The 18,577-nt window shown below is 64.7% G+C and carries 16 protein-coding genes and 1 pseudogene; 9 read left to right on the forward strand and 8 right to left on the reverse strand.

Annotated elements, in window-relative coordinates:
• Positions 1-27: 27 nt before the first annotated feature.
• Complete coding sequence (locus GGQ59_RS00080; RefSeq protein ID WP_183814688.1) at positions 28-831, forward strand: YsnF/AvaK domain-containing protein; 804 nt, start codon at positions 28-30, stop codon at positions 829-831.
• 126 nt (positions 832-957) lie between these two features.
• Here the strand turns inward: GGQ59_RS00080 and GGQ59_RS00085 are convergent, their stop codons facing one another.
• The 4 genes from GGQ59_RS00085 to GGQ59_RS00100 all read right to left on the reverse strand — a co-directional run bounded on the left by GGQ59_RS00085 (position 958) and on the right by GGQ59_RS00100 (position 6,726).
• Positions 958-1,506 (reverse strand): DUF421 domain-containing protein, encoded by a 549-nt coding sequence (locus GGQ59_RS00085; RefSeq protein ID WP_183814690.1) that lies wholly within the window; start codon positions 1,504-1,506, stop codon positions 958-960.
• A 397-nt stretch (positions 1,507-1,903) separates the two neighbouring features.
• Positions 1,904-3,994, reverse strand: coding sequence for a response regulator (locus GGQ59_RS00090; RefSeq protein ID WP_183814692.1), 2,091 nt, complete (start codon positions 3,992-3,994; stop codon positions 1,904-1,906).
• Positions 3,991-4,464, reverse strand: coding sequence for a response regulator (locus tag GGQ59_RS00095; RefSeq protein WP_183814694.1), 474 nt, complete (start codon positions 4,462-4,464; stop codon positions 3,991-3,993). The genes GGQ59_RS00090 and GGQ59_RS00095 overlap by 4 nt, the downstream gene beginning before the upstream one ends.
• A complete protein-coding gene (locus GGQ59_RS00100) occupies positions 4,465-6,726 on the reverse strand; it encodes an ATP-binding protein (RefSeq protein WP_183814696.1) in 2,262 nt (753 codons plus the stop codon).
• Between the two features lie 525 nt (positions 6,727-7,251).
• Between GGQ59_RS00100 and GGQ59_RS00105 the strand changes: the two genes are divergently transcribed.
• Entirely contained in the window at positions 7,252-7,695 is a 444-nt protein-coding gene (locus GGQ59_RS00105; protein ID WP_183814698.1) for a hypothetical protein, read from the forward strand.
• Positions 7,696-8,337: 642 nt separating this feature from the next.
• Here the strand turns inward: GGQ59_RS00105 and GGQ59_RS00110 are convergent.
• A complete protein-coding gene (locus GGQ59_RS00110; protein ID WP_183814700.1) occupies positions 8,338-8,700 on the reverse strand; it encodes a DUF7831 domain-containing protein in 363 nt (120 codons plus the stop codon).
• Positions 8,701-8,911: 211 nt separating this feature from the next.
• Between GGQ59_RS00110 and GGQ59_RS00115 the strand changes: the two genes are divergently transcribed.
• The 7 genes and pseudogenes from GGQ59_RS00115 to GGQ59_RS15520 all read left to right on the forward strand — a co-directional run.
• Entirely contained in the window at positions 8,912-9,469 is a 558-nt protein-coding gene (locus GGQ59_RS00115) for an exonuclease/endonuclease/phosphatase family protein (RefSeq protein WP_183814702.1), read from the forward strand.
• A 72-nt stretch (positions 9,470-9,541) separates the two neighbouring features.
• Positions 9,542-10,045 carry an exonuclease/endonuclease/phosphatase family protein gene (locus GGQ59_RS00120; protein WP_183814704.1) on the forward strand — a complete coding sequence of 168 codons (504 nt, stop codon included), beginning with the start codon at positions 9,542-9,544 and terminating at the stop codon, positions 10,043-10,045.
• A 393-nt stretch (positions 10,046-10,438) separates the two neighbouring features.
• Positions 10,439-11,821 (forward strand): PAS domain-containing protein, encoded by a 1,383-nt coding sequence (locus GGQ59_RS00125; RefSeq protein ID WP_281373735.1) that lies wholly within the window; start codon positions 10,439-10,441, stop codon positions 11,819-11,821.
• A gap of 21 nt (positions 11,822-11,842) precedes the next feature.
• Complete coding sequence (locus tag GGQ59_RS00130) at positions 11,843-12,205, forward strand: response regulator (protein ID WP_183814707.1); 363 nt, start codon at positions 11,843-11,845, stop codon at positions 12,203-12,205.
• A 274-nt stretch (positions 12,206-12,479) separates the two neighbouring features.
• On the forward strand, positions 12,480-12,962 hold the full coding sequence (locus GGQ59_RS00135) for a hypothetical protein (protein WP_183814709.1): 483 nt from the start codon (positions 12,480-12,482) through the stop codon (positions 12,960-12,962).
• 211 nt (positions 12,963-13,173) lie between these two features.
• Positions 13,174-13,782: a trimeric intracellular cation channel family protein gene (locus GGQ59_RS00140; protein ID WP_183814711.1), complete on the forward strand. Its 609-nt coding sequence runs from the start codon at positions 13,174-13,176 to the stop codon at positions 13,780-13,782.
• 85 nt (positions 13,783-13,867) lie between these two features.
• Positions 13,868-14,209, forward strand: a pseudogene (locus GGQ59_RS15520) (transposase); the annotation flags it as partial.
• 356 nt (positions 14,210-14,565) lie between these two features.
• Here GGQ59_RS15520 and GGQ59_RS00150 read toward each other — a convergent pair.
• Genes GGQ59_RS00150 through GGQ59_RS00160 form a run of 3 tightly spaced genes read right to left on the reverse strand, consistent with a single transcriptional unit; the run spans position 14,566 to position 18,301 of the window.
• Positions 14,566-16,815: a xanthine dehydrogenase family protein molybdopterin-binding subunit gene (locus GGQ59_RS00150; protein ID WP_221400803.1), complete on the reverse strand. Its 2,250-nt coding sequence runs from the start codon at positions 16,813-16,815 to the stop codon at positions 14,566-14,568.
• Positions 16,812-17,798, reverse strand: coding sequence for an FAD binding domain-containing protein (locus GGQ59_RS00155; protein ID WP_183814713.1), 987 nt, complete (start codon positions 17,796-17,798; stop codon positions 16,812-16,814). The genes GGQ59_RS00150 and GGQ59_RS00155 overlap by 4 nt, the downstream gene beginning before the upstream one ends.
• On the reverse strand, positions 17,795-18,301 hold the full coding sequence (locus GGQ59_RS00160; protein WP_183814715.1) for a 2Fe-2S iron-sulfur cluster-binding protein: 507 nt from the start codon (positions 18,299-18,301) through the stop codon (positions 17,795-17,797). The genes GGQ59_RS00155 and GGQ59_RS00160 overlap by 4 nt, the downstream gene beginning before the upstream one ends.
• Between the last annotated feature and the right edge of the window lie 276 nt (positions 18,302-18,577).

Genomic DNA, 18,577 nt, shown 5'->3' on the forward strand with positions numbered 1-18,577 from the left:
GGCAGCACACTGAAGTAGGAGAGAACAATGGATCGCACAGTCACCGCCGTCTACGGCACCCGTCAGGAAGCCGAAGCTGCCAAGCGAGCCCTCAAAGGCGCCGGCATTCACGTCAACAACGTCCGGGTGATCGACGCTGAGAGCGAGAAGGCCGCAGGCCGGTACGAGAACGGACGCTACGAGCGCCTCTCAGGCACGTCGTTGCCCGACGATGAGCTTCACACCTACCACGACGCGCTCGACCGCGGCGAGACGCTCGTCCAGGCGCGCGTTCGCGACAAGGAGGTCGATGAGGCCGTCCGTATCTTGCAAGGTAGCGGGCTCGACCTCGACGCGCGCGAGAAGTCTTACACTGACGAGCATCGCTTCGCGACCCGTAACGCCTACGGTCGCGGCAGGACCGACGATCAAGGTCAGACGATCGACGTCGTCGAGGAGCGGTTGAACGTCGGCAAACGAGAGGTCGACAAGGGCGCAGTGAACGTCCGGTCCTACGTGGTCGAACGGGAGGTGGGCGAGGACGTGACGCTTCGCGACGAGGAAGTCGAAATTCACTCCCGTAAGGTCGGCCGCACGCTGAGCCCCCAAGAGGCCGACGAACTCTTCCATGGCAAGACGATCGAGGTACACGAGACCGGCGAAGAAGCGGTCATCGAGAAGGAAGCCGTGCTTAAGGAGCAGGTCGAGGTCGACAAGGTCGCGAAGGACAAGACCACGCACGTCGTCGATAAGATCCGCGAGACGAAGGTCGATGTGGATGATGAAACGGCGGGTCACCATGCGGACCAGCGTGACGCTGAGACGCGTACCGACAAAGATCTGAATCGCTAGTTCCTGGCCATTCAGACCTTCGTACGCCCCTGCCCTAAGGGCAGGGGCGTTTTGCTTTTCACTGGACACTGAGAAATTTTGCAGGAGGGAACGCTCCGGTCCTGAACGGGCAGTGAGGTCGCCTTCCTACTTCTCACGCTCCTGATCGAGTTCGTCAGTCGCGAGGAAGTTGTCGATGCCGCCTCTCGCCGCGTCTTTGGTGATCACGCTGAACCGGCCGGTGTTCTCCAGGAGAAGCCACTCTATCTCATCAAGTCGGGCGAGGCCATGCTGCCGTAGGGCAGCTGCCAGTTCGTCCTTAGTCAACCGTTCTTTTGCCAACGCGCGTTCATCGACTTTGCCTCGACGGACCAACAGGCACGGCTCGGTCTTGGCTAAGCGGTCGATAGCGCGGAAGCGCCTTGTCAGAGAAGTCAGCGCAAACTGCAGACCGGTTAGCATGGCGACGGCGGCGGCAGCCTCTACGACCTCTACCGTGTTGATGACGATCCCCGAAGCGACGACCGAGCCCATCGCGACGGTGACGATCCAGTCGAAGTTGTTCATCTGCCCGGTTGTACGCTTGCCGCTCACGCGGACGAAAACAATCACGAGCAAGTAGATTATCGGCGAAACCAAGATGACCTCGAACAGGCCGTCCCAGCCACCAAACCATATCGCTTCTTTTTCATTCATGCGCTGCAACTGTTAGTCCAATCGGCTCAGCTGATGAAGAGTAGAATATCGGACCCTATCTCCTTACGGACCGACCCCTCCCACTCGCCGCTAACGGGAACGGTCCGCGAACAGATAGATTGCCTGAGACGTTTCAACGGTCGTAGCTCGAAAGTAGAACGTGAAGCGTCATGAGTAGTTCGGGGGCGGACGGGTTAGGGAAGGATCAACAGTCGGAGGCTTGCCGGTCGCCGCCTGTACCACGTCAAGAACATGCTGTGTGGGATGACAGCTGTGAAGAGTTCGTCCGGAACCGGCATACTTGACCGTTAGGATGTCAGCGATGGCTGACGGATCGCGTGCGGCGGACCTCCGTCCGCCTGAAGCTGTCTGATACGCAAGGCAGTGGAAAGCAGACTTAGCATTCTGATTTTGCTGACAGGCCATTGACGACGGCTTTGACCAGGGCGGATTTGTCGAATGGCTTCGAGAGGACTTGGGCGTGCGGGGTGCCCAGCTCCTCAAGAAAGGCCCGATCAGGTTGGCCTGTCGCGAAGACGACCGGTAACGTCGGTCGTGTAAGGCGCAAGTCCTTGGCAAGGTCTATTCCACTCCCGTCAGGTAATCCGAGGTCGGTGATGAGGAGGTCGATCGGTGACCGCTCCACAGCGTCCCGTCCGGTCGCGAAGCTATGCGCTTCCACGACCTCGTAGCCCGTCTCTTCGAGCATATCCGCCGCAAGCATCCTAATCAAAGGTTCGTCCTCGACCAGGAGGATCGTCGCAGATGCGGTGGCAAGGTCTCGATTGAGACGCAGATCTGGTTCAGAGTCGACACCCTTCGTATCCAGCACGTCCCTCAACGCCCGCGCCAGCGAATCGCGCGTGTAGGGTTTGTCGAGGAGGCGGATGCCAGTCGCGAGGTGGCCCGACGGCATCATTGCGCCCTGGGTGTAGCCGGAGGTGAAGAGCACCGGCAGGCCCGGCTGAAAGCGCTGGGCTTCTGCGGCAAGAACCTGACTCGTGACGGGTCCGGGCATCACCACATCTGTGAAGAGGAGATCGATCTCGTGTCCTTCTCGAAGCAGCGCGAGCGCCTTCGCAGCGTCGCCTGCTTCGATCACCGTGTAACCAAGTTCTTCGATCATTCCGCTGACCGTCTGACGAACGGCGTCGTTGTCCTCGACGAGGAGGATGGTCTCGTCGCCTCCCACAACATCGTCCTCAGCGGGCGCCTCCAGCGTCTTAGCCGCTTCATGGCTGCGTGGCAGGTCGACGGTAACGGTCGTGCCGGTTCCGACCTCGCTCTCGATCGTCAAGTAGCCGCCAGACTGTTTCACGAAGCCATAAACCATGCTGAGACCGAGCCCTGTCCCGTGTCCTTCCGCCTTAGTCGTAAAGAAAGGCTCGAGCACTTGAGCAAGGACATCCGGGGGCATTCCTGTGCCGTTGTCGCGCACGGAGAGCCGAACATACTCCCCCGGCGTCACAGCGTCCTCCCTCTCCGTATCACGAAGCGTGACGTTCCGGACCCGGATCGTGAGGTTCCCGCCCCCAAGCATGGCGTCGCGTGCGTTGATCGCCAGGTTCAGGAGCGCGTTCTCGAGCTGACTCGAGTCCACGAACGTGTTCCAAAGGTCTCCGGGCACATCGCTAAGGATCGTGACGTCACCGCCGAGGGTGCGTTGTAGGATCTCCTGTTGGCGGATGACGAGCTGCCCGATGTCGAGGACGCGAGGCCGCAGTGGCTGCCGCCGTCCGAAGGCGAGGAGCTGCTGAGCAAGCTTCGCTCCCCGCTCCACGCCTGCCTTCGCGGCGGAAAGACGTGCGCGAGCCTTCTCGTCGTTGCCGCAAGTCTGGGTAAGGAGGTCCAGGTTCCCACTGATCACCTGAAGTAGGTTGTTGAAGTCGTGGGCGACGCCTCCCGTCAGCTTGCCGAGGGCTTCGATCTTCTGGGCGTGCCGAAGCTGAACTTCGACCCGCTCCCTCTCGGCCGCCTCCGCCTCGAGCCTCTCCTTCGCTTCGCGCAGTTCCCGTGTCCGCTCGGCAACGCGCGCTTCGAGCGTCCTGTTGAGCTCACGCAGCTCCCCCTCGGCGTGACGCCGGGCCGTTCGTTGCGCTGCCTCGTCGACGGCTCTCGTGACGGCTGGACAGAGAGCGTTGAGGCGCTGCTTGCTAACGTAGTCAGTTGCCCCCTGCTTTAATGCGTTGATCGCGACCTCTTCGCCGAGGGTGCCCGACAAGAAGATGAAGGGCGTATCGGGACAATGTGCTTGGGCGATCTTCAAGGCGGACAGCCCATCGAAGCTCGGGAGCACGTAGTCCACGAGGAGGAGGTCGAAGCGTCGGCCGGATCGTAGCGCGTCCACGAACGTCTCGCGGCTCCACACGCGATGGAAGCGATGAACAATGCCGCCCAGGCGGAGGTACTCTCCGGTCAGATCCGCATCAAGGTCGCTGTCCTCGAGAAGCAGGATCTCAAGCGGATTAGTCAGTGCGTCCTGCCTCACGCCTTGATCACCGTCATGGGCTGTCCCCGCGGCCGCGGTGGGTGGGGCTCGTTCAGGATCGCCCAGAACATGCCAAGCTCCTGAATCGCCTTGAAGAACTGGTCAAACGCCACCGGTTTGACAACGAACGCGTTCACACCGAGTGCGTAGCTTCTGATGAGATCTCGTTCCTCGCGCGAGGCCGTCAGCATCACGACTGGCACGTGACGCAGGCTCTCGTCCTTCTTGATGCGCTCCAGAACCTCGAGACCGTCAATCTTGGGCAGCTTGAGGTCGAGGAGCACGACTGCCGGATCGCCGCCCGGGCGTTGCTCGTGTTCGCCTTCGCGCAGTAGCCAAGCAAGCGCCTCCGCGCCGTCCCGGGCAGTCACAACCTGGTTCGCGAGCTGACTGCGTTCCAGCGCTTCGAGGGTGAGCTCCAGGTCCTTTGGGTTGTCTTCAACGAGGAGGATCGGTGCGAGCCCCGTCATTTACGCCTCCGTTCCGGGCCGCACCGGTAGGCCGAAGGAGAAGACGGCGCCCTGCCCCACCGCTCCTTCCGCGTGCACCCACCCCCCATGTCGCTCCACGATGCGGCGGACGTTGGCGAGGCCGATCCCGGTCCCTTCGAACTCCTCGATCCGGTGCAGTCGCTGAAAGACCCCGAAAAGCTTGTCGACGTAAGCCATCTCAAACCCTACCCCGTTATCGGAGACCCGGTACACCGTCTCCTTAGGCCGCTGCTCGCTCCAGACGCTGATCCGCACCCCGTCCTCACCTCGCGTGTACTTGAGCGCGTTCGACAGTAGGTTCTGTACCACCTGCCGTAGCATACTCGGATCCCCCCAGGCCGGTGCAAGCTCGCGGCTGATCGTCCAGGCGATCTGACGGCCCTCCATCTCCGGCCGCAGCATGCGCAGAACCTCATCGAGGAGACGGTTCATGTCCACTCCCATCGGCATAAGCGTCGTCCGTCCCATCTGCGAGAAGCTCAGGAGGTCGTCGACCAGCTTGCCTGCGGAGAGCGCCGATTCGATGATCGTCTCCACATAGCGGTGGCTCCTGACGTCCAGCGTGTCGCCCGCCGTGGACTTCAGGAGTTCGGCGTAGCCGACAATGTGCCGGAACGGCGCTCGCAGGTCATGGCTGACAGAGTAGGAGAAGGCCTCGAGCTCCTTGTTGCTTCGCTGAAGCTCCTGTGTCAGCTCGGCCAGCTCTTCCGCCCTTCGCATGACGATGCTGATGATGGCGCTCCGAAGAGAAGCCGCTGCAGCGACCTCAGCGTCGGACCACGGTGCCGCGTGCAGCCGAACGGTCTCCTTCCAAGTCTCGAAGGACTTCCGCGGATGAAGGCGAAGGTCGTTGCTTCCGCCTGAGACGGGTTTTCGAGGATCGCCCCCCCAGCGCACCGTCCGTTCGACCTCAGGCCGGAACCAAAGGATGTAGCTGCGATGGATTTGTGAGATGGAGATGGCGATGACGCCGCTTCCCGTCGCGACGAGGTCGTCCGCTCCCGTGTAAACGGTGCCGAGCGCCTCGGTCGCGAAGACTTCGTCATGCGGCTGCGCCTCGTCGAGCCATCCGATCAGATTCCGGATGGTCCCTTCGCTCGGAGTCGTCCCAACGCGGTAGATCGTTTCTTCCGTGACGATGGCCGCGCCAGCGGCCTGGGTCAGCGCGAGCAGGTCTTCAGGCTGGTCTGCGAGGCCGTCAGTGAACCGCTCGACAGCCGCCATGTGCGTGAGCAGCCGTGCCTGGATGGCCTGCCGCTCAACCCGCTGTGCGGCCTCTGCCATCCGCACCTTCGCCCCCAGCTGCATGGCAGCGATCTGTCCGAGAAAGTCGCAGGTGACCCGGATGTTCGGCGAGACGTGCCTAGGCTCGGCGTGATGACAGGAGATCAAGCCCCAAAGCCGGCCATCCTGGACGATCGAGATCGACATGGAGGCCGGTGTCTCCATGTTCTTCATGTACTCGACGTGGACGGGAGACACACTGCGCAGCGTCGAGAGGCTGAGATCGAGCGGTCGGCCGGTCAGCGGGTTGTCGGATGGCAACAGCGGCACGGGATCGTAGGCAGCGTTGGGAATCAGGCGGAGGCGGTTGAGACGGTAGAGCTCTCGGGCTTGCGCCGGCACGTCGGACGCTGGGAACCGAAGGTCGAGGTAGGATGGGAGCCTCTCGTTGCGGGCCTCGGCGATGACCGTCCCGTTCCAGACCTCGTCGAAGCGGTAGATGAGTACGCGGTCAAAACCACTGATCCGTCGGACCTCTCGAGCGACGATCGCGCTGACGTCGGCGGCATCGACTGCGGCTTCCAACTCCTGAACGACTGGCTGAAGTTCCGGGTAGACGCGGTCTGCGGACCCGCTCTCGTTCCTTCCCACCTCTTCCAACTCAAGGATCAAGAGGCCATCGGCGCTGTGCACGACGCCCGCCCAGGGGCCGCCGCCAACGTCGAGGACGCCGAGCTGCCGCACGGTCTCGGGGACCAGGGGGAGAACAGCCGCCAACCTATGAGCCACGCTTTCGCCGAGAAGAGCTGAGATTGGCAAGCCGAGCACCTCGGAACCGCTGCGGCCCAACCGAACGCTCACGTTCACGCTCACCTGAGCCACCTCGAAATCTTCGCCCTGTAGAGCAAAGAGGAGGCCATGAGGCTGGATGCTGCCCGGAGTTCGAATGGGCTCTCGATCGCAGGTCGACAAGTCTGCATCAGGGGCGGGATGATCGAGGGAACGGGGTGAGACCACGAGGATTCCTGGACACGAAACAGCGCAATCAGAGCCTTAGGTCAGAGAGGTTCTACCGTCGACCTTCTCAGCGTTTCTCGTGCATCTTACCGTCGCACAGACAAAGACCACCGGGTGAGCGCACACGAGATACCGAGGCGAAACGGATCCGGGCGGGCGGTTCCGCGGGGGTCGCAACGCTCCAATGTCAGGTTCGAACAAACAGCTTCTCATCGCCTACGGGCAAAACGCAATGAAGGCCCATATGATGGATCCGCGAGGCGCAAGGTTCGGCAGATACACGAGCATGTAGCAGTTCGTATCGAATGGCACTACGGAGAAGACAGTCGGCCTACTACGGTATGGAACCGCATGTGCCGGACCCTGATTGCCGTAGTGGGAGCCTATAGATGGACGTCTCAGACTGGCTTTACGAAAATAATCATTGTACGGCCTAGACAGGGGAGCTCGTCGTTTTGAGTTCGAGAGCCGAATTGACCGGCTGATCACCTCGCCCCCACACTCCTAGCCGTTCTAGGGGGCGGAATGATCTTCGCAGCGATTATACAAGTTGAGGAAACGACAGACGCACAGATGGCGATGTTTGTCGAACTGAGCGAGAAATACAACAAACCAGAAGAAGCTTACGGCATCGTCGAGCTGTTTGCTAACTGCGCGGCATCGTACCGTGTGGAAGCCGAGTTGTTCGAGCCTGACAAGCCGGCGTCAGCGGAGTTCCGAAGGAACCTTGCGAACGGTGCGGAGATGGTCTCGCTTTTCATCGGCAGTCTGCACTACGACGCGCCTGCTCCTATGACTACGGGTATGATCGAAACCCGAATCACACAGTACGTCGCGAACTTCGAGATGGCACCGGATGAAGCCGTTGCGGACCTTCAGAACAATCTCTCCGTCTGTGTCGACGCGAGCTTGTTCCAGAAGAGCGTCATTGATGCCATGAGGCAAACGCTCCCGGCCTCACAAAATTAGCGTTGCGAAAAGCGCGCTTCCGGCGGCTCTCTACCGTCGCCGTTCCCTCTGTTGTAGTCGTCTGCCTCCGCGCCTTCTCCGCCGCCATGCCTGCTCGGCACCCCAACTGACCAGCAAAACTGTCAGCATCAGAACGAGGTAGCCCGTGCCGTTCGGCCCTGAGTAGCTGACCCACGCATGGACGTCTGCGGTAAGACCCAGCGGCGCGAGGAGCGCCGTGACGAGATCCCCGAGCCAGGCAAGGGGTAGCCCCGCGACGAGGATGTAGACGAACGCGATCGCGGAGTCTGTGAAGCGTCCGAAGGCGTGGCGATCAGAAGGGTGCCGAAGTAGACGCCGAGCCAGAAAGTCGGCGACCGGCGGAGGGAACGGTTACGAGGCTTCATCGCAAGCTTTCAGCGCTCTACGCCAAGGAGCGTTTGTACCTCGTGACTCACCAACCACGGCGAGCTGCCGTAGACCTCCTCCGCCGCGACCGGCGCGAGGAGCAGCCCGTCAGCGGCGATGAGAGGGATGTAGAGGCGACGTGTCCGCACTGCCCCCCTTGGCCTATCCCGGTGAACAGACGCTGAGCGGACTGGGCGGATGATGCCGTGCCTTCCGTCTCAGTCACCGAGACGGGTCGATCGCGCGAAGGGCTCGCTAAAGCTCCTGTAGTTTCTCGAAGGTCCGCGGCGCGCGGTTGGCGAGGTCCGCGCGGTCCGTGCCGATCCCGTCGAGCGGCCAGACGACGAGCTCGCCTCGGCGAAGCGCCGCCGCGACCGAACGGAAGTCGTGCTCGAGGCATGCCACGTTGCGGCTGTAGTCCTTGTCCGACCAGTAGGCGTCATCGGCCCTCGAGGGTGTCCGCTTCGTCGCGATGCCGATCGCGTTCGGCTCGTCCCGCATCTCGCGGGCCTGACCGCCCTTACCGGTCCGGGCCTCGTTGTCCCCGAACACGTACCAGACGTGACGGTTAGCGCGCAGGTCCGCGCGGTAGATTCGCTTCTGAACCAAGATCGGCATCGTCCTCTCCCTGTCGGGCTACGCCCCGACGGGCCCCCTCTCCTCCTACTGCGCCTCGGCTCAGCGGCAACGCGCGACGGGTCGCGACCAGCGTCGAGCGCGGCTCGTTCCGCGGGCACTGTCGAAGCTGCTATCGTACTGGGGCAGCTAGCAACTTCACCGCCGCCGGGACTTGTTGCCTGGCACGCCCAAACGGCGGCAAACCAAGACCATGCGCCAGCGCCTCCCCCTCCGCCTCTGCTTCTCGGTCATGAGCCTGGCTCTCGCGGGCTGCACGCAGCCTGCGCCTGACGGCGCCGCCCACAGCGACGCGCCGCGAAGCGCCCTGCCCTCAGCAGATCCCGGCTCCGCCGGCGGGGATGACGCCGACGACCAGTCGTCGGTCGCCTTCGCGTCGCCCGCCGCGTGCGACGATGCCATGCGCTCAGGCGTCCGCTTCGAAGGCGGCCGGAGCGACGGCGAGCTGCGCGTTGCGACCTGGAACATCCGCTGGTTTCCGGACGGAACGCCGAGGGAGGACGCTGGCACCGACCTCAGCTGGCTCGCTTGCACGCTCGCTTACCTCGACGCCGACGTGGTCGCGCTCCAGGAGATCAAGGCGACCTCGGCCGCGGACGTCGCCTGGGCGGTCGTAACCGACGCGCTTGCGGACTACGCCGGCGGCGACTGGCGGGTCGACCTTCAGGACTGCGGTGGGGACGGCCAGCAGCATACGGGCTTCCTCTACGACGCCGACCGGGTCCGCCTCGAGCGGGCGAGCGACGCGTAGGAGATGAACGGCGCGTCGCTCGGTCCCACCGATCCCTGCGCCGGCAACCTCCGCCCCGGCAGGGCGGCTTATGTGCAATCCTTGACCGAAGGCGGGGCGGACTTCTCTCTCTTCTCCGTCCACCTCGACAGCGGCAGGGGCGAGAAGGACTTCCGGACCCGCCAGGAGGCCTACGGCCGTCTCGACGGGCTGTTCTCCCGCCTCTTCGCCGCGGAGCGCGACCCGGACCTGGTCGTCATGGGCGACTTGAACACCATGGGCGCTGACGGCATCATGGAGGGCCCTGCAGAGATCGAGGGGCTCGGCAAGGTCGCTGCGAACGAAGCACCGGGCTTCGTGCTGATGCCGACTGACATTCCCTGCACGGAATATTTTCGCGGCCAGTGCGGGGCGCTCGATCAGATCGTCGTCGCGTCCGGCATGGCGGAGCGCGAGGCCCGTCTCGCCTCGGTCAGTGGGATCTGCGCGGCGCGGAACGGAGAGCGCTTCCCCGAAGCGTCACCGCCGGCCGCCTACGAGGCCCTGTCGGACCACTGCCCCGTCGTGCTCGACCTCGCCGATCAGGACCGGGACTGAAGTACCTATCGGTACCGGCGTCGGCGATGGAGGCTCGACGACGAACAGCCAACGACCTTCGACCTGCTGCGTTATGTTCCCACGCGAGGCGAGCTCGCCTCCGATGTCGGTTCCATCGATCGATACGAACGAACACCGAGGGTCTCTAACGGGCTCAAACCGTCGGTTGGCGAGGAAGGGAAAGAAGGGCGAGTTCGCTGCAACCAATTGGGACAGCGCGCAACCCGGTGCCGCCGCTGATAATCACGAGCCCGTTGGAAGCTGCTCTGCGGCCTGGAGGGCCATACGGTTTTTCTATCTAGCTCCAAGCGTTGACTAGGAACCATGCCTGTTTTCGCTCGTGGCGTGGCAGGAGGCAGGATGGTGGGCGAGACGATAGATCTACCGAAGGGCATGCCCTCGGAAGCGAGCGTGTTCACGAGGGTATTGGAACGGAGCGGCATGGCGGTCGTCCTCACCGACCCTAACCAGCCGGACAATCCGATCATCGTCGTCAATCAGGCCTTTCTCGACCTTACGGGCTACGCCCGCGATGAGGTGATTGGTCGGAACTGCCGCTTCCTTCAGGGCGAGGACACAGAGGTCGGCGCGGTCAGCGAGCTACGAGCGGGCATCGAGAACGACGCGGACGCCCATGTCGAACTTCTGAACTACCGGAAGGACGGCACGCCCTTCTGGAACGCGCTGCACATCGGGCCGATCTGCAACGACGACGGCGAGGTCGTGCTGTTCTTCGGCACACAGCACGATGTCAGCGAGAAGGTCGAAACACGCCGTCAGGCCGAGGAGGTCCAGGAGAGCCTGGCCTTCGCTTTAGAAGCGGGCCACGCCGTCGGCACGTTCGACTGGAACGTGGACGAGGACCGCCTCGCAGTGAACGCGCAGTTCGCGGCCGCCTTCGACCTCGATCCGTCCGAAGCGGCCGAAGGCTTGCCAATCGCGACCTTCCAAGCGTCGATCGACGCGGTGGACCGCGCTCGCGTGATCGACGCCACGAACCGCGCGATCGAGACCGGCGAAGTATTCGAGGAGGAGTACGGCGTCGTCTCCGCCGGAGGCCAGCACCGCTACCTGATGGGCCGCGGCCGCTGCGGCCCGCACCCGGGCCGCGGCACCCGCTTCGCCGGCGTCGTTGTGGACATCACCGAGCGGCGAGAGGCCGAGTTGGCTCTCGAACGGTCCTTAGAAAGCGCGCGGCTAACGTTGAGAGAGGTCGACCACCGGGTGAAGAACATCTTCGCCCTCGTCCCCGCCCTCGTGACGATGTCGGCACGTGGCACGAGCGACATCCAAGAGGTCGTCCGGACGGTTGATCGGCGAGTCGCCGCGCTGTCGCGCGCTCACTCGCTCACGATCGGTCTCGCTACTTCCCGCGAAGGCTTCGACCTGCGTGCGCTGACGGAAGCCGTGCTCGAGCCCTACGCCCCTCGTGAGCCGTTCGTGTTCGAAGGGCCCGCAATTCGCCTCAATGCATCGAACGCGAACGTCATGAGTTTGGCTCTACACGAGTTGGCGACGAACGCGGCGAAGTACGGTGCGCTGTCTCATGAGGAGGGCAAGGTCGAGATCTCCTGGACGATCGAGGGCGAGGGTTCGAACCGGACGCTCGCGATGGTTTGGCGAGAGAGGGGCGGGCCGGCGATCGAGCGACCGCCGAGCCGGTTGGGTTTCGGTTCTCGCCTAATCGAGGCGCTGTTCCAGTCCGCAGGCGGCTTCGTTGTGAACCAGTGGCCACGCGAAGGGCGCGTCAGCCACCTAACCTTGCGTAATGACTAAGCATGATGGCGTCCGGTGTCAGTGCTTGAAGGAAAAGCGGTCCTCTACGTCGAGGATGATGCGGTCGTCGCGGCGGATGTCCGCATGGCCTTGATTAATGCCGGTGCGCGGGTGATCGGTTCCGCGCCCAGCGTCGGCGCCGCCCCGTCCCTCCTCGACGAGAGGACCGTCGACGCCGCCATCTTGGATGTCGGGCTGCCAGACGGTGAGGTGTTTCCGATCGTCGAGCGGTTGCGAGCCGTCCAGGTGCCGTTCGTGTTCTACACATCGCACGCGAGCAGCGGGCAGGCTCAGGCTAGAGCCGAGGGCGCACCCGTCGTCGGAAAGGATCTCAGCTCGATCGAGGTCATCGCTGCGCTGGAAGACGAGTTGCGGCGGGCGTGAAGGGTCCGCGATCGAACCTAGCATTCGGTAGCGTTGATCAGTGTGGAGGTTAGTGTCCCACCTTCCTTCGATCGTCCGCATAGGTTAGGCCAAAGGTCGGGCCCGTATGGATCGACGGTGAAGTTGACGTCCGAACGCTCGAGACGCGCTTCGCAGCTACGCGAACGCCTGAAACGTGAAGCGATCGAACGTGATAGCCGCACCTCCTGGTAGAGCGACCGGACGCGGCGTAACGTCAGGGTAGGCCGACCTTGGCCGGGGGATCTTCCAACACATGCGTATCTCGACCTTCGCGGTCGCCCTTGTGGCGATGGCGGGCACGGCGCCTGCCGCGTTCGCGCAAGACGCGGCCGGCTCGCCTTCCTACTTCCAGCTCGGCCTTGGCGGCGGGCCCGACTCTGCGGGCTTCAACCTGACCTACGGCCGTGATGTCTCTGCCTTCACCCTTGAGGCTGAGGTTCTCGCCCTCGGCAACGTCCGGCAGGCGAGCAATGACGAGGTCTCGGCGCACTTCGGTGTCGCCGGGCTCGTGAATGCGGTGGTCCGGTCACGCGAGGGTCGCTTCAGGCCATACGGCGGCCTCGGTCTTGGGACGTCCACAGGGGGCGGCCTCTTCCTCCAAGGCAAGGCGGGCTTCGCGGTGCAGACCTTTAAGCGGCAGGCCGTGACGTTCGAGGCGCGTGTGCTTGGCGGCACCGACGGGGACGGCCTCGGCGGCACGGGCCTCGCGTTGATCGGCTATCGCTTCGGGGGCTGAGCGCTTCAAGCTGGACGGTTATCCGTCGGCTTGCCTAGATCCGGTGTCGATTCCACCGATCGATCCAAATGAACACCGAACGTCGCTAACGGGCCCGAATCGGGCTTACCAGACCGCCGCGGCCAAGGTGACGGATCTTCTTTATCTGGACCTGCGTCGGGTTTCCCCTCGTACGCTAGCGGTGCCCGTCCTAACGACGTAACCGTTTGCAATGAGCTTCGAACTCGCAGTCCTCCTCGCCGACCGCATAGGCGTGTTCGTCTTCGCACTGTCAGGCGGCACCGCTGCCGTGCGGAAAGACATGGACCTGTTCGGCGCCATCGTCCTCGCTCTCCTACCGGCGGCGGGCGGCGGAACCCTGCGCGACCTTCTGCTCGGTGTGCCGGTCTTCTGGCTTGAAGACCCATCGGTCCTGTGGCTGGCGGCTGCTGGTGGACTGGTGGCCTTCGCTGGCCACAGACTGGTCGAGGCGTTCAAGCCGCTGATATGGGCAGACGCTCTCGGGCTGTCGCTGTTCGCAGCTACGGGGGCCGCGAAGGCCTTCGGCCTTGGGCACGGGCTTTCGATCGTCGTGGTCATGGGTACGCTGACGGCCGCCGCTGGAGGCCTTCTGAGAGACACTGTCGCCAATCGAGAACCTCTGCTGCTGCAAGAGGACGTCTATGCGACGGCTGCCTTCTTCGGCTCCGCCACCTATTTCGGACTGGCGACCCTCGGTCTCGACGAACGGGCCGCTTTCCTAGCGTCTGCTGGCGCGGCCTTCGGTCTCCGAGCCTTGGCGATCAGCTTGAAGCTGTCTCTCCCGAAGCCCCGGCGGTAAGGTTGCAGCGGACCCGCAGAACCTTCCCTTCAAGCTCATTCCGTCCGTTCAAAGCGCGAATCGGAACATCCAATTTTGGCTAGAATCGTACAAAGCCGCCATCGACGATCCGACGCGCTTCCGATCGTCGAGGCTGGTCGGCGCGCACTTCGGGCTGACGCCTCGGCGCTTCCAGTCCGGCGAGACAGACAACCGCGGTTAGATCTCGAAGGCTGGCGACCGGGACGTCAGGGCGACGCTCTACACAGCCGCGAACTCGCTCCTTTTGCGCTGTACGCGATCCTCGCCGCTCAAGACCTGGGAGCTGAAGCTCGCGCGGACCAAGGCCCGGCGACGGGCGCTGATCGCCGTGGCTCGCAAGTTCGCCGTCATCCTGCACCGCATGTGGATGACGAACGAACCCTTCCGGACGGAGGCTACAGCGTGACCTGACGCCCCTACCCGGAACACCTGGTTCGTCCGTGCCTGGACGAAGTGGGCGGTGACGCCGTTTATGTCTGGTGTGCTCGATCTCGAAGCACGCGCAAAAGCGAGGCGCTCCGCATCACCCGGTCACACACATGCCTGCAGCGGCGCCGAACGAATGGCGCCATCTGAGACTGCGAAGAGAAGCGTGACCCAAGGCACGAACGACGAACCGGACCACCGCCACCGGAGCTTGACTGCCATGCCCGATTAGAGAAGCGGACGTGAGCAGTAGGCGAGAGTTCGGCGGTTGTCGTGCCTTCGTCTCCGATCGTTGCAACTACGCGTCCAGTTGGCTCGAAGGTTTAGAGGTGAGCGCTACTTTTCCTGACCCGACGACAAGCGTCCGGCTTCCTCTTCCGAGATGATGCCAGCGAGCACTTTGTCGGGCGTAGCGGGGAAGTCGCGGATGCGGACGCCGCAGGCGTTGTAGATCGCGTTGCCGATGGCAGCGCCCGACCCGCAAATGCCAAGTTCGCCGATGCCCTTGGACTGGATCGGGCTGCCCCAGTCCTCAAGCTCTTCTAAGAAGGCGATCTCGATCGGCGGCGCGTCGAGGTTCACCGGCACGTGGTACTCGGCGAGGTCACGGTTGACGACATGGCCGTCGCGCGGGTCGTGGACGAGATCCTCGGTCAGCGCCTCGCCGATGCCCCAAATCATGCCGCCGATGCACTGCGAGCGCGCCGTGCGTTCGTTAAGGATGCGGCCGGCCGAGAACACGCCGAGCATCCTCCGCACGCGTACCTCGCCGGTCGTTTGGTTCACGGCGACCTCCGCGAAGTGTGCACCGTAGCTCGCCATGACGCGCTGCTCGGTCGTGGAGCCCGGCTCGAAATCGCCGGTCGCCGCAACGGGCTCGTCGCCGACGACCTCCTCCAGCGTCCGGCGCGTGTTGCCCGCCATCGCCTCGCCGTCCCGCATCGTCAGCGCACTCGGTTCGACGCCCATGCGTAGGCAGACCTGCTCGCGCACGGCCTCGCAGGCGAGCATGACGGCCGCGCCAGTCGAGCTTGCACCCCACGAACCGCCCGAGCCGGAACCCGGGGGAAAGTCGGTGTCGCCGAGCGTCACCTCGACCCTGTCGGCCGGCAGCCCGAGCATCTCGCCCGCGATCTGCGTCAGGATAGCGTAGGTCCCCGTACCGATGTCGGTCATGTCGGTCTCGACCAGCGCCGTGCCGTCCGCGCGCAGCGTCACCCGGGCGCTCGCAGGCGCCGTCATGTTGGTCCTCGCGGCGCTCGCGACGCCCATGCCGATCAACCACTCGCCCTCGCGCCGCTCCCCGGGCGCCTTCCGGTCCGCCCAGCCGAAACGATGCGCGCCTTCCTCCAGGCACTCGGCGAGCAGACGTGTACCGTAGGGCGTGCCGTTCTCGGGTTGCTGATCCGGGATGTTCCGCTTGCGAAGCTCGATCGGGTCCAGACCGCAGACCTCGGCCAGCTCGTCCATCGCGCACTCGGTCGCCAGCATTCCCGGTGCCTCCCCCGGCGCCCGAACCGAGCCCGCGCAAGTCCGGTTCACGCGCCGGATCTCGTGGCCGATCCGGCGGTTCTCGCCGCGATAGAGGAAGTGCGTGGTCATGGCGAGCGGCTCAGAGAAGCTCTCGCCGGGCAGGTTCGACACCTTCGAGTCGTGGCCGAAGCCGGTCAGCCGCCCGTCCGCGTCCGTGCAGAGCCGCATGCGCTGGCTCGTCTCGGAGCGCCGGATCGTGCCCTCGAAGACGTGCTGGCGGGTCATCGCGACGACGACGGGCCGCTTCAGCGCCTTCGCCGCGATCGATGCCGCCACCGCCTCGGGCGCGATGCCGAGCTTGGAGCCGAAGCCCCCGCCGACGAAGGGCGCGAGTATGCGGACCTTCTCCGTCTCGATGCCGAGCGCGTCGGCGAGCTCGATCCGGTTGTGCCGCAGCATCTGGTAGGAGCCCCGCAGGGTCAGGACGCCCTCCTCGTCCCAGGAGGCCACCGAGGCGTGCGGCTCCATCGGCGCGCTCGAGTCGGGCGTCGTCGTGTAGGTGACGTCGACGCCGTGCGCCGCGCCCGCCATCGCCGCGTCGAGGTCGCCCTGATCGAGCTGCTTGGCGTCCGGGCGCTCGCTCTTCGCCGTGTCCAGGTCCACGGACGCGTCGTCCGCAGGCTCGTAGGTGACGCCCATCGTGTAGGCCGCGTGGCGCGCGTCCTCGTAGGTCTCGCCGACGACAAGGCCGATCGGCTGGCCGAAATAGGCGACTTCGGAGGCCCCTTGGACGGGCGCGGCGTCCGCGCCGCCCTGGGCGGGGTTCCTTAGGAAGCGCTCGCCCGTGAATACACCGAGCACGCCCGGCATCGCCGTCGCGCTCGCCTCGTCGAGGGATGCGACCTTGCCCTTCGCGATCGTCGCGCGGACGAGGACGCCGAAGGCCGTGCCCTCGGGCAGGATCTCCCCGGCATAGCTCGCCGTGCCAGCCACTTTGGCCGGCCCGTCGGGCCGCGTCACCGGCCTGCCGATCAGGCCCTGGCTCGTCAGGTCGAGGACGCGCCGCTCGTCGGGCTCGTCCATCTGCATCTTGCGAATGATCGTCTCGCTCATCGTGCCGCCTCCGCGGTCAGCTCCCGCAGGGTCGCCTTCAGCGTCCGGCGCAGGAGGGGGATCTTGAAGTCGTTGCTACCCTGGCCCTTGGCCTTCTCCAGCAGCGTGTCGGCCGCGCGGTCGAACAGGGCGTCCGATGGCGCCTCGCCGACCAGGATCGCCTCGACCGCCTCGTTCCGCCAAGGGGCGTGCGCGACGCCGCCGAAGGCGAGGTCGGCACGTGCGATCTTCCCTTCCTCGACTGCGACGACGGCCGCGACCGAGACGAGCGCGAAGGCGTAGGACGCCCGGTCGCGCACCTTGCGATAGGCCTGCCGCGACGTCACCGGCGCGGGCAGGATCACCGCCGTGATCAGCTCGGCCTCGCCGAGCGCGTTCTCGACCTGCGGCGTGTCGCTGGGAAGCCGGTAGAAGTCGCCGAGGTCTTGGGTCCGGCGCGTGCCGTCCGTGCCCTCGATCTCGACCCTCGCGCCGAGGGCGCGCATGGCGACGGCCATGTCCGAAGGGTGGGTCGCGATGCAGCTGTCGGACGCCCCGAGGATCGCATGGATGCGGTTGTAGCCGCCGATCGCCTGGCAACCCGAGCCGGGCTCGCGCTTGTTGCAGGGCATGGCGGTGTCGTAGAAGTAGGAGCAACGCGTCCGCTGCAGGAGATTGCCGCCCGTCGTCGCCATATTGCGCAGCTGACCTGTCGCGCCCGACAGGAGGGCCCGGGACAGGACGGCGTAGTCGCGCCGCACGCGGGGGTCCGCGGCGAGATCGCTGTTGGTGACGAGCGCGCCGACGCGCAGGCCGCCGTCTTCGGTCTCTTCGATCGCCTTCAGGTCCAGCCTGTTGATGTCGACCAGCTTGTCGGGCGTCATCACCTCGAGCTTCATCAGGTCGAGGAGGTTGGTGCCGCCCGCGATGAAACGCGTGGCCGCACCGCCCGCGCCAGTCGCCTCTCCGGTCGAGCCGGCGCGCAGGTAGTCGAAGGACTTCATCGCTCGCTCCCCGCCACGTCTTCGATCGCGTCGACGATGTTGGGATAGGCGGCGCACCGGCAGAGGTTGCCGCTCATCCGCTCGCTGATCTCCTCGCGGGTCAGGGCCGGCCGGCTTTCGAGGTCGTCCGATACGTAGGACGGCCAGCCCTGCTTCGCCTCTTCCAGCATGGCCGTAGCCGAACAGATCTGCCCCGGCGTGCAGTAGCCGCATTGGTAGCCGTCATGCTCGACGAAGGCCTTCTGCATCGACGACAACGCGCCGGGCGCGCCGAGGCCCTCAATGGTCGTCACCTCTCGCCCCTCGCACATGACGGCCAGTGTGAGGCAGGCGTTCACGCGCCGCCCATCGACGAGAACGGTGCAGGCGCCACACTGGCCGTGATCGCACCCCTTCTTCGAGCCGGTCAGGCCGAGGTGTTGGCGCAACGCGTCGAGCAGGGTGACCCGCGGGTCGAGGTCGAGGTCGTGCCCAGAGCCGTTGATCGAGAGCGTCGTTTTCATACCTACAGAACACGTCGATACCGGTCTGGGTTCATCGCCTCACCGACGAACAGGAGCGAGGCGAGAGCAGTTTCTCCTTCCGCGACGTGTCGCTCCGTTGCTTTCACGCCGAGCAGCTGAAACGCCGTGAGGATCGCGACGAAGATCCGACGGCCGGAAGAGCGCGACCGCGCCCGACGGCTGGCGGACCGGGCGAGCCACGGCCAGGCGGCGGCTTTGACATGTTCAAGAAGCGCTGAACGCTGTTTCCACCCTTGGTCTGAGATCCTGGCTGGT

The organism is Parvularcula dongshanensis, from assembly GCF_014199615.1.
Classification (GTDB): Bacteria; Pseudomonadota; Alphaproteobacteria; order Caulobacterales; family Parvularculaceae; genus Parvularcula; species Parvularcula dongshanensis.

Excerpts from the sequence above, each read along its gene's own strand:
- GGQ59_RS00080 (WP_183814688.1), top strand. The coding sequence starts at position 28 with ATGGATCGCACAGTCACCGCCGTCTACGGCACCCGTCAGGAAGCCGAA.
- GGQ59_RS00085 (WP_183814690.1), bottom strand. The coding sequence starts at position 1,506 with ATGAATGAAAAAGAAGCGATATGGTTTGGTGGCTGGGACGGCCTGTTC.
- GGQ59_RS00095 (WP_183814694.1), bottom strand. The coding sequence starts at position 4,464 with ATGACGGGGCTCGCACCGATCCTCCTCGTTGAAGACAACCCAAAGGAC.
- GGQ59_RS00105 (WP_183814698.1), top strand. The coding sequence starts at position 7,252 with ATGATCTTCGCAGCGATTATACAAGTTGAGGAAACGACAGACGCACAG.
- GGQ59_RS00110 (WP_183814700.1), bottom strand. The coding sequence starts at position 8,700 with ATGCCGATCTTGGTTCAGAAGCGAATCTACCGCGCGGACCTGCGCGCT.
- GGQ59_RS00115 (WP_183814702.1), top strand. The coding sequence starts at position 8,912 with ATGCGCCAGCGCCTCCCCCTCCGCCTCTGCTTCTCGGTCATGAGCCTG.
- GGQ59_RS00125 (WP_281373735.1), top strand. The coding sequence starts at position 10,439 with ATGCCCTCGGAAGCGAGCGTGTTCACGAGGGTATTGGAACGGAGCGGC.
- GGQ59_RS00135 (WP_183814709.1), top strand. The coding sequence starts at position 12,480 with ATGCGTATCTCGACCTTCGCGGTCGCCCTTGTGGCGATGGCGGGCACG.
- GGQ59_RS00140 (WP_183814711.1), top strand. The coding sequence starts at position 13,174 with ATGAGCTTCGAACTCGCAGTCCTCCTCGCCGACCGCATAGGCGTGTTC.
- GGQ59_RS00150 (WP_221400803.1), bottom strand. The coding sequence starts at position 16,815 with ATGAGCGAGACGATCATTCGCAAGATGCAGATGGACGAGCCCGACGAG.
- GGQ59_RS00155 (WP_183814713.1), bottom strand. The coding sequence starts at position 17,798 with ATGAAGTCCTTCGACTACCTGCGCGCCGGCTCGACCGGAGAGGCGACT.
- GGQ59_RS00160 (WP_183814715.1), bottom strand. The coding sequence starts at position 18,301 with ATGAAAACGACGCTCTCGATCAACGGCTCTGGGCACGACCTCGACCTC.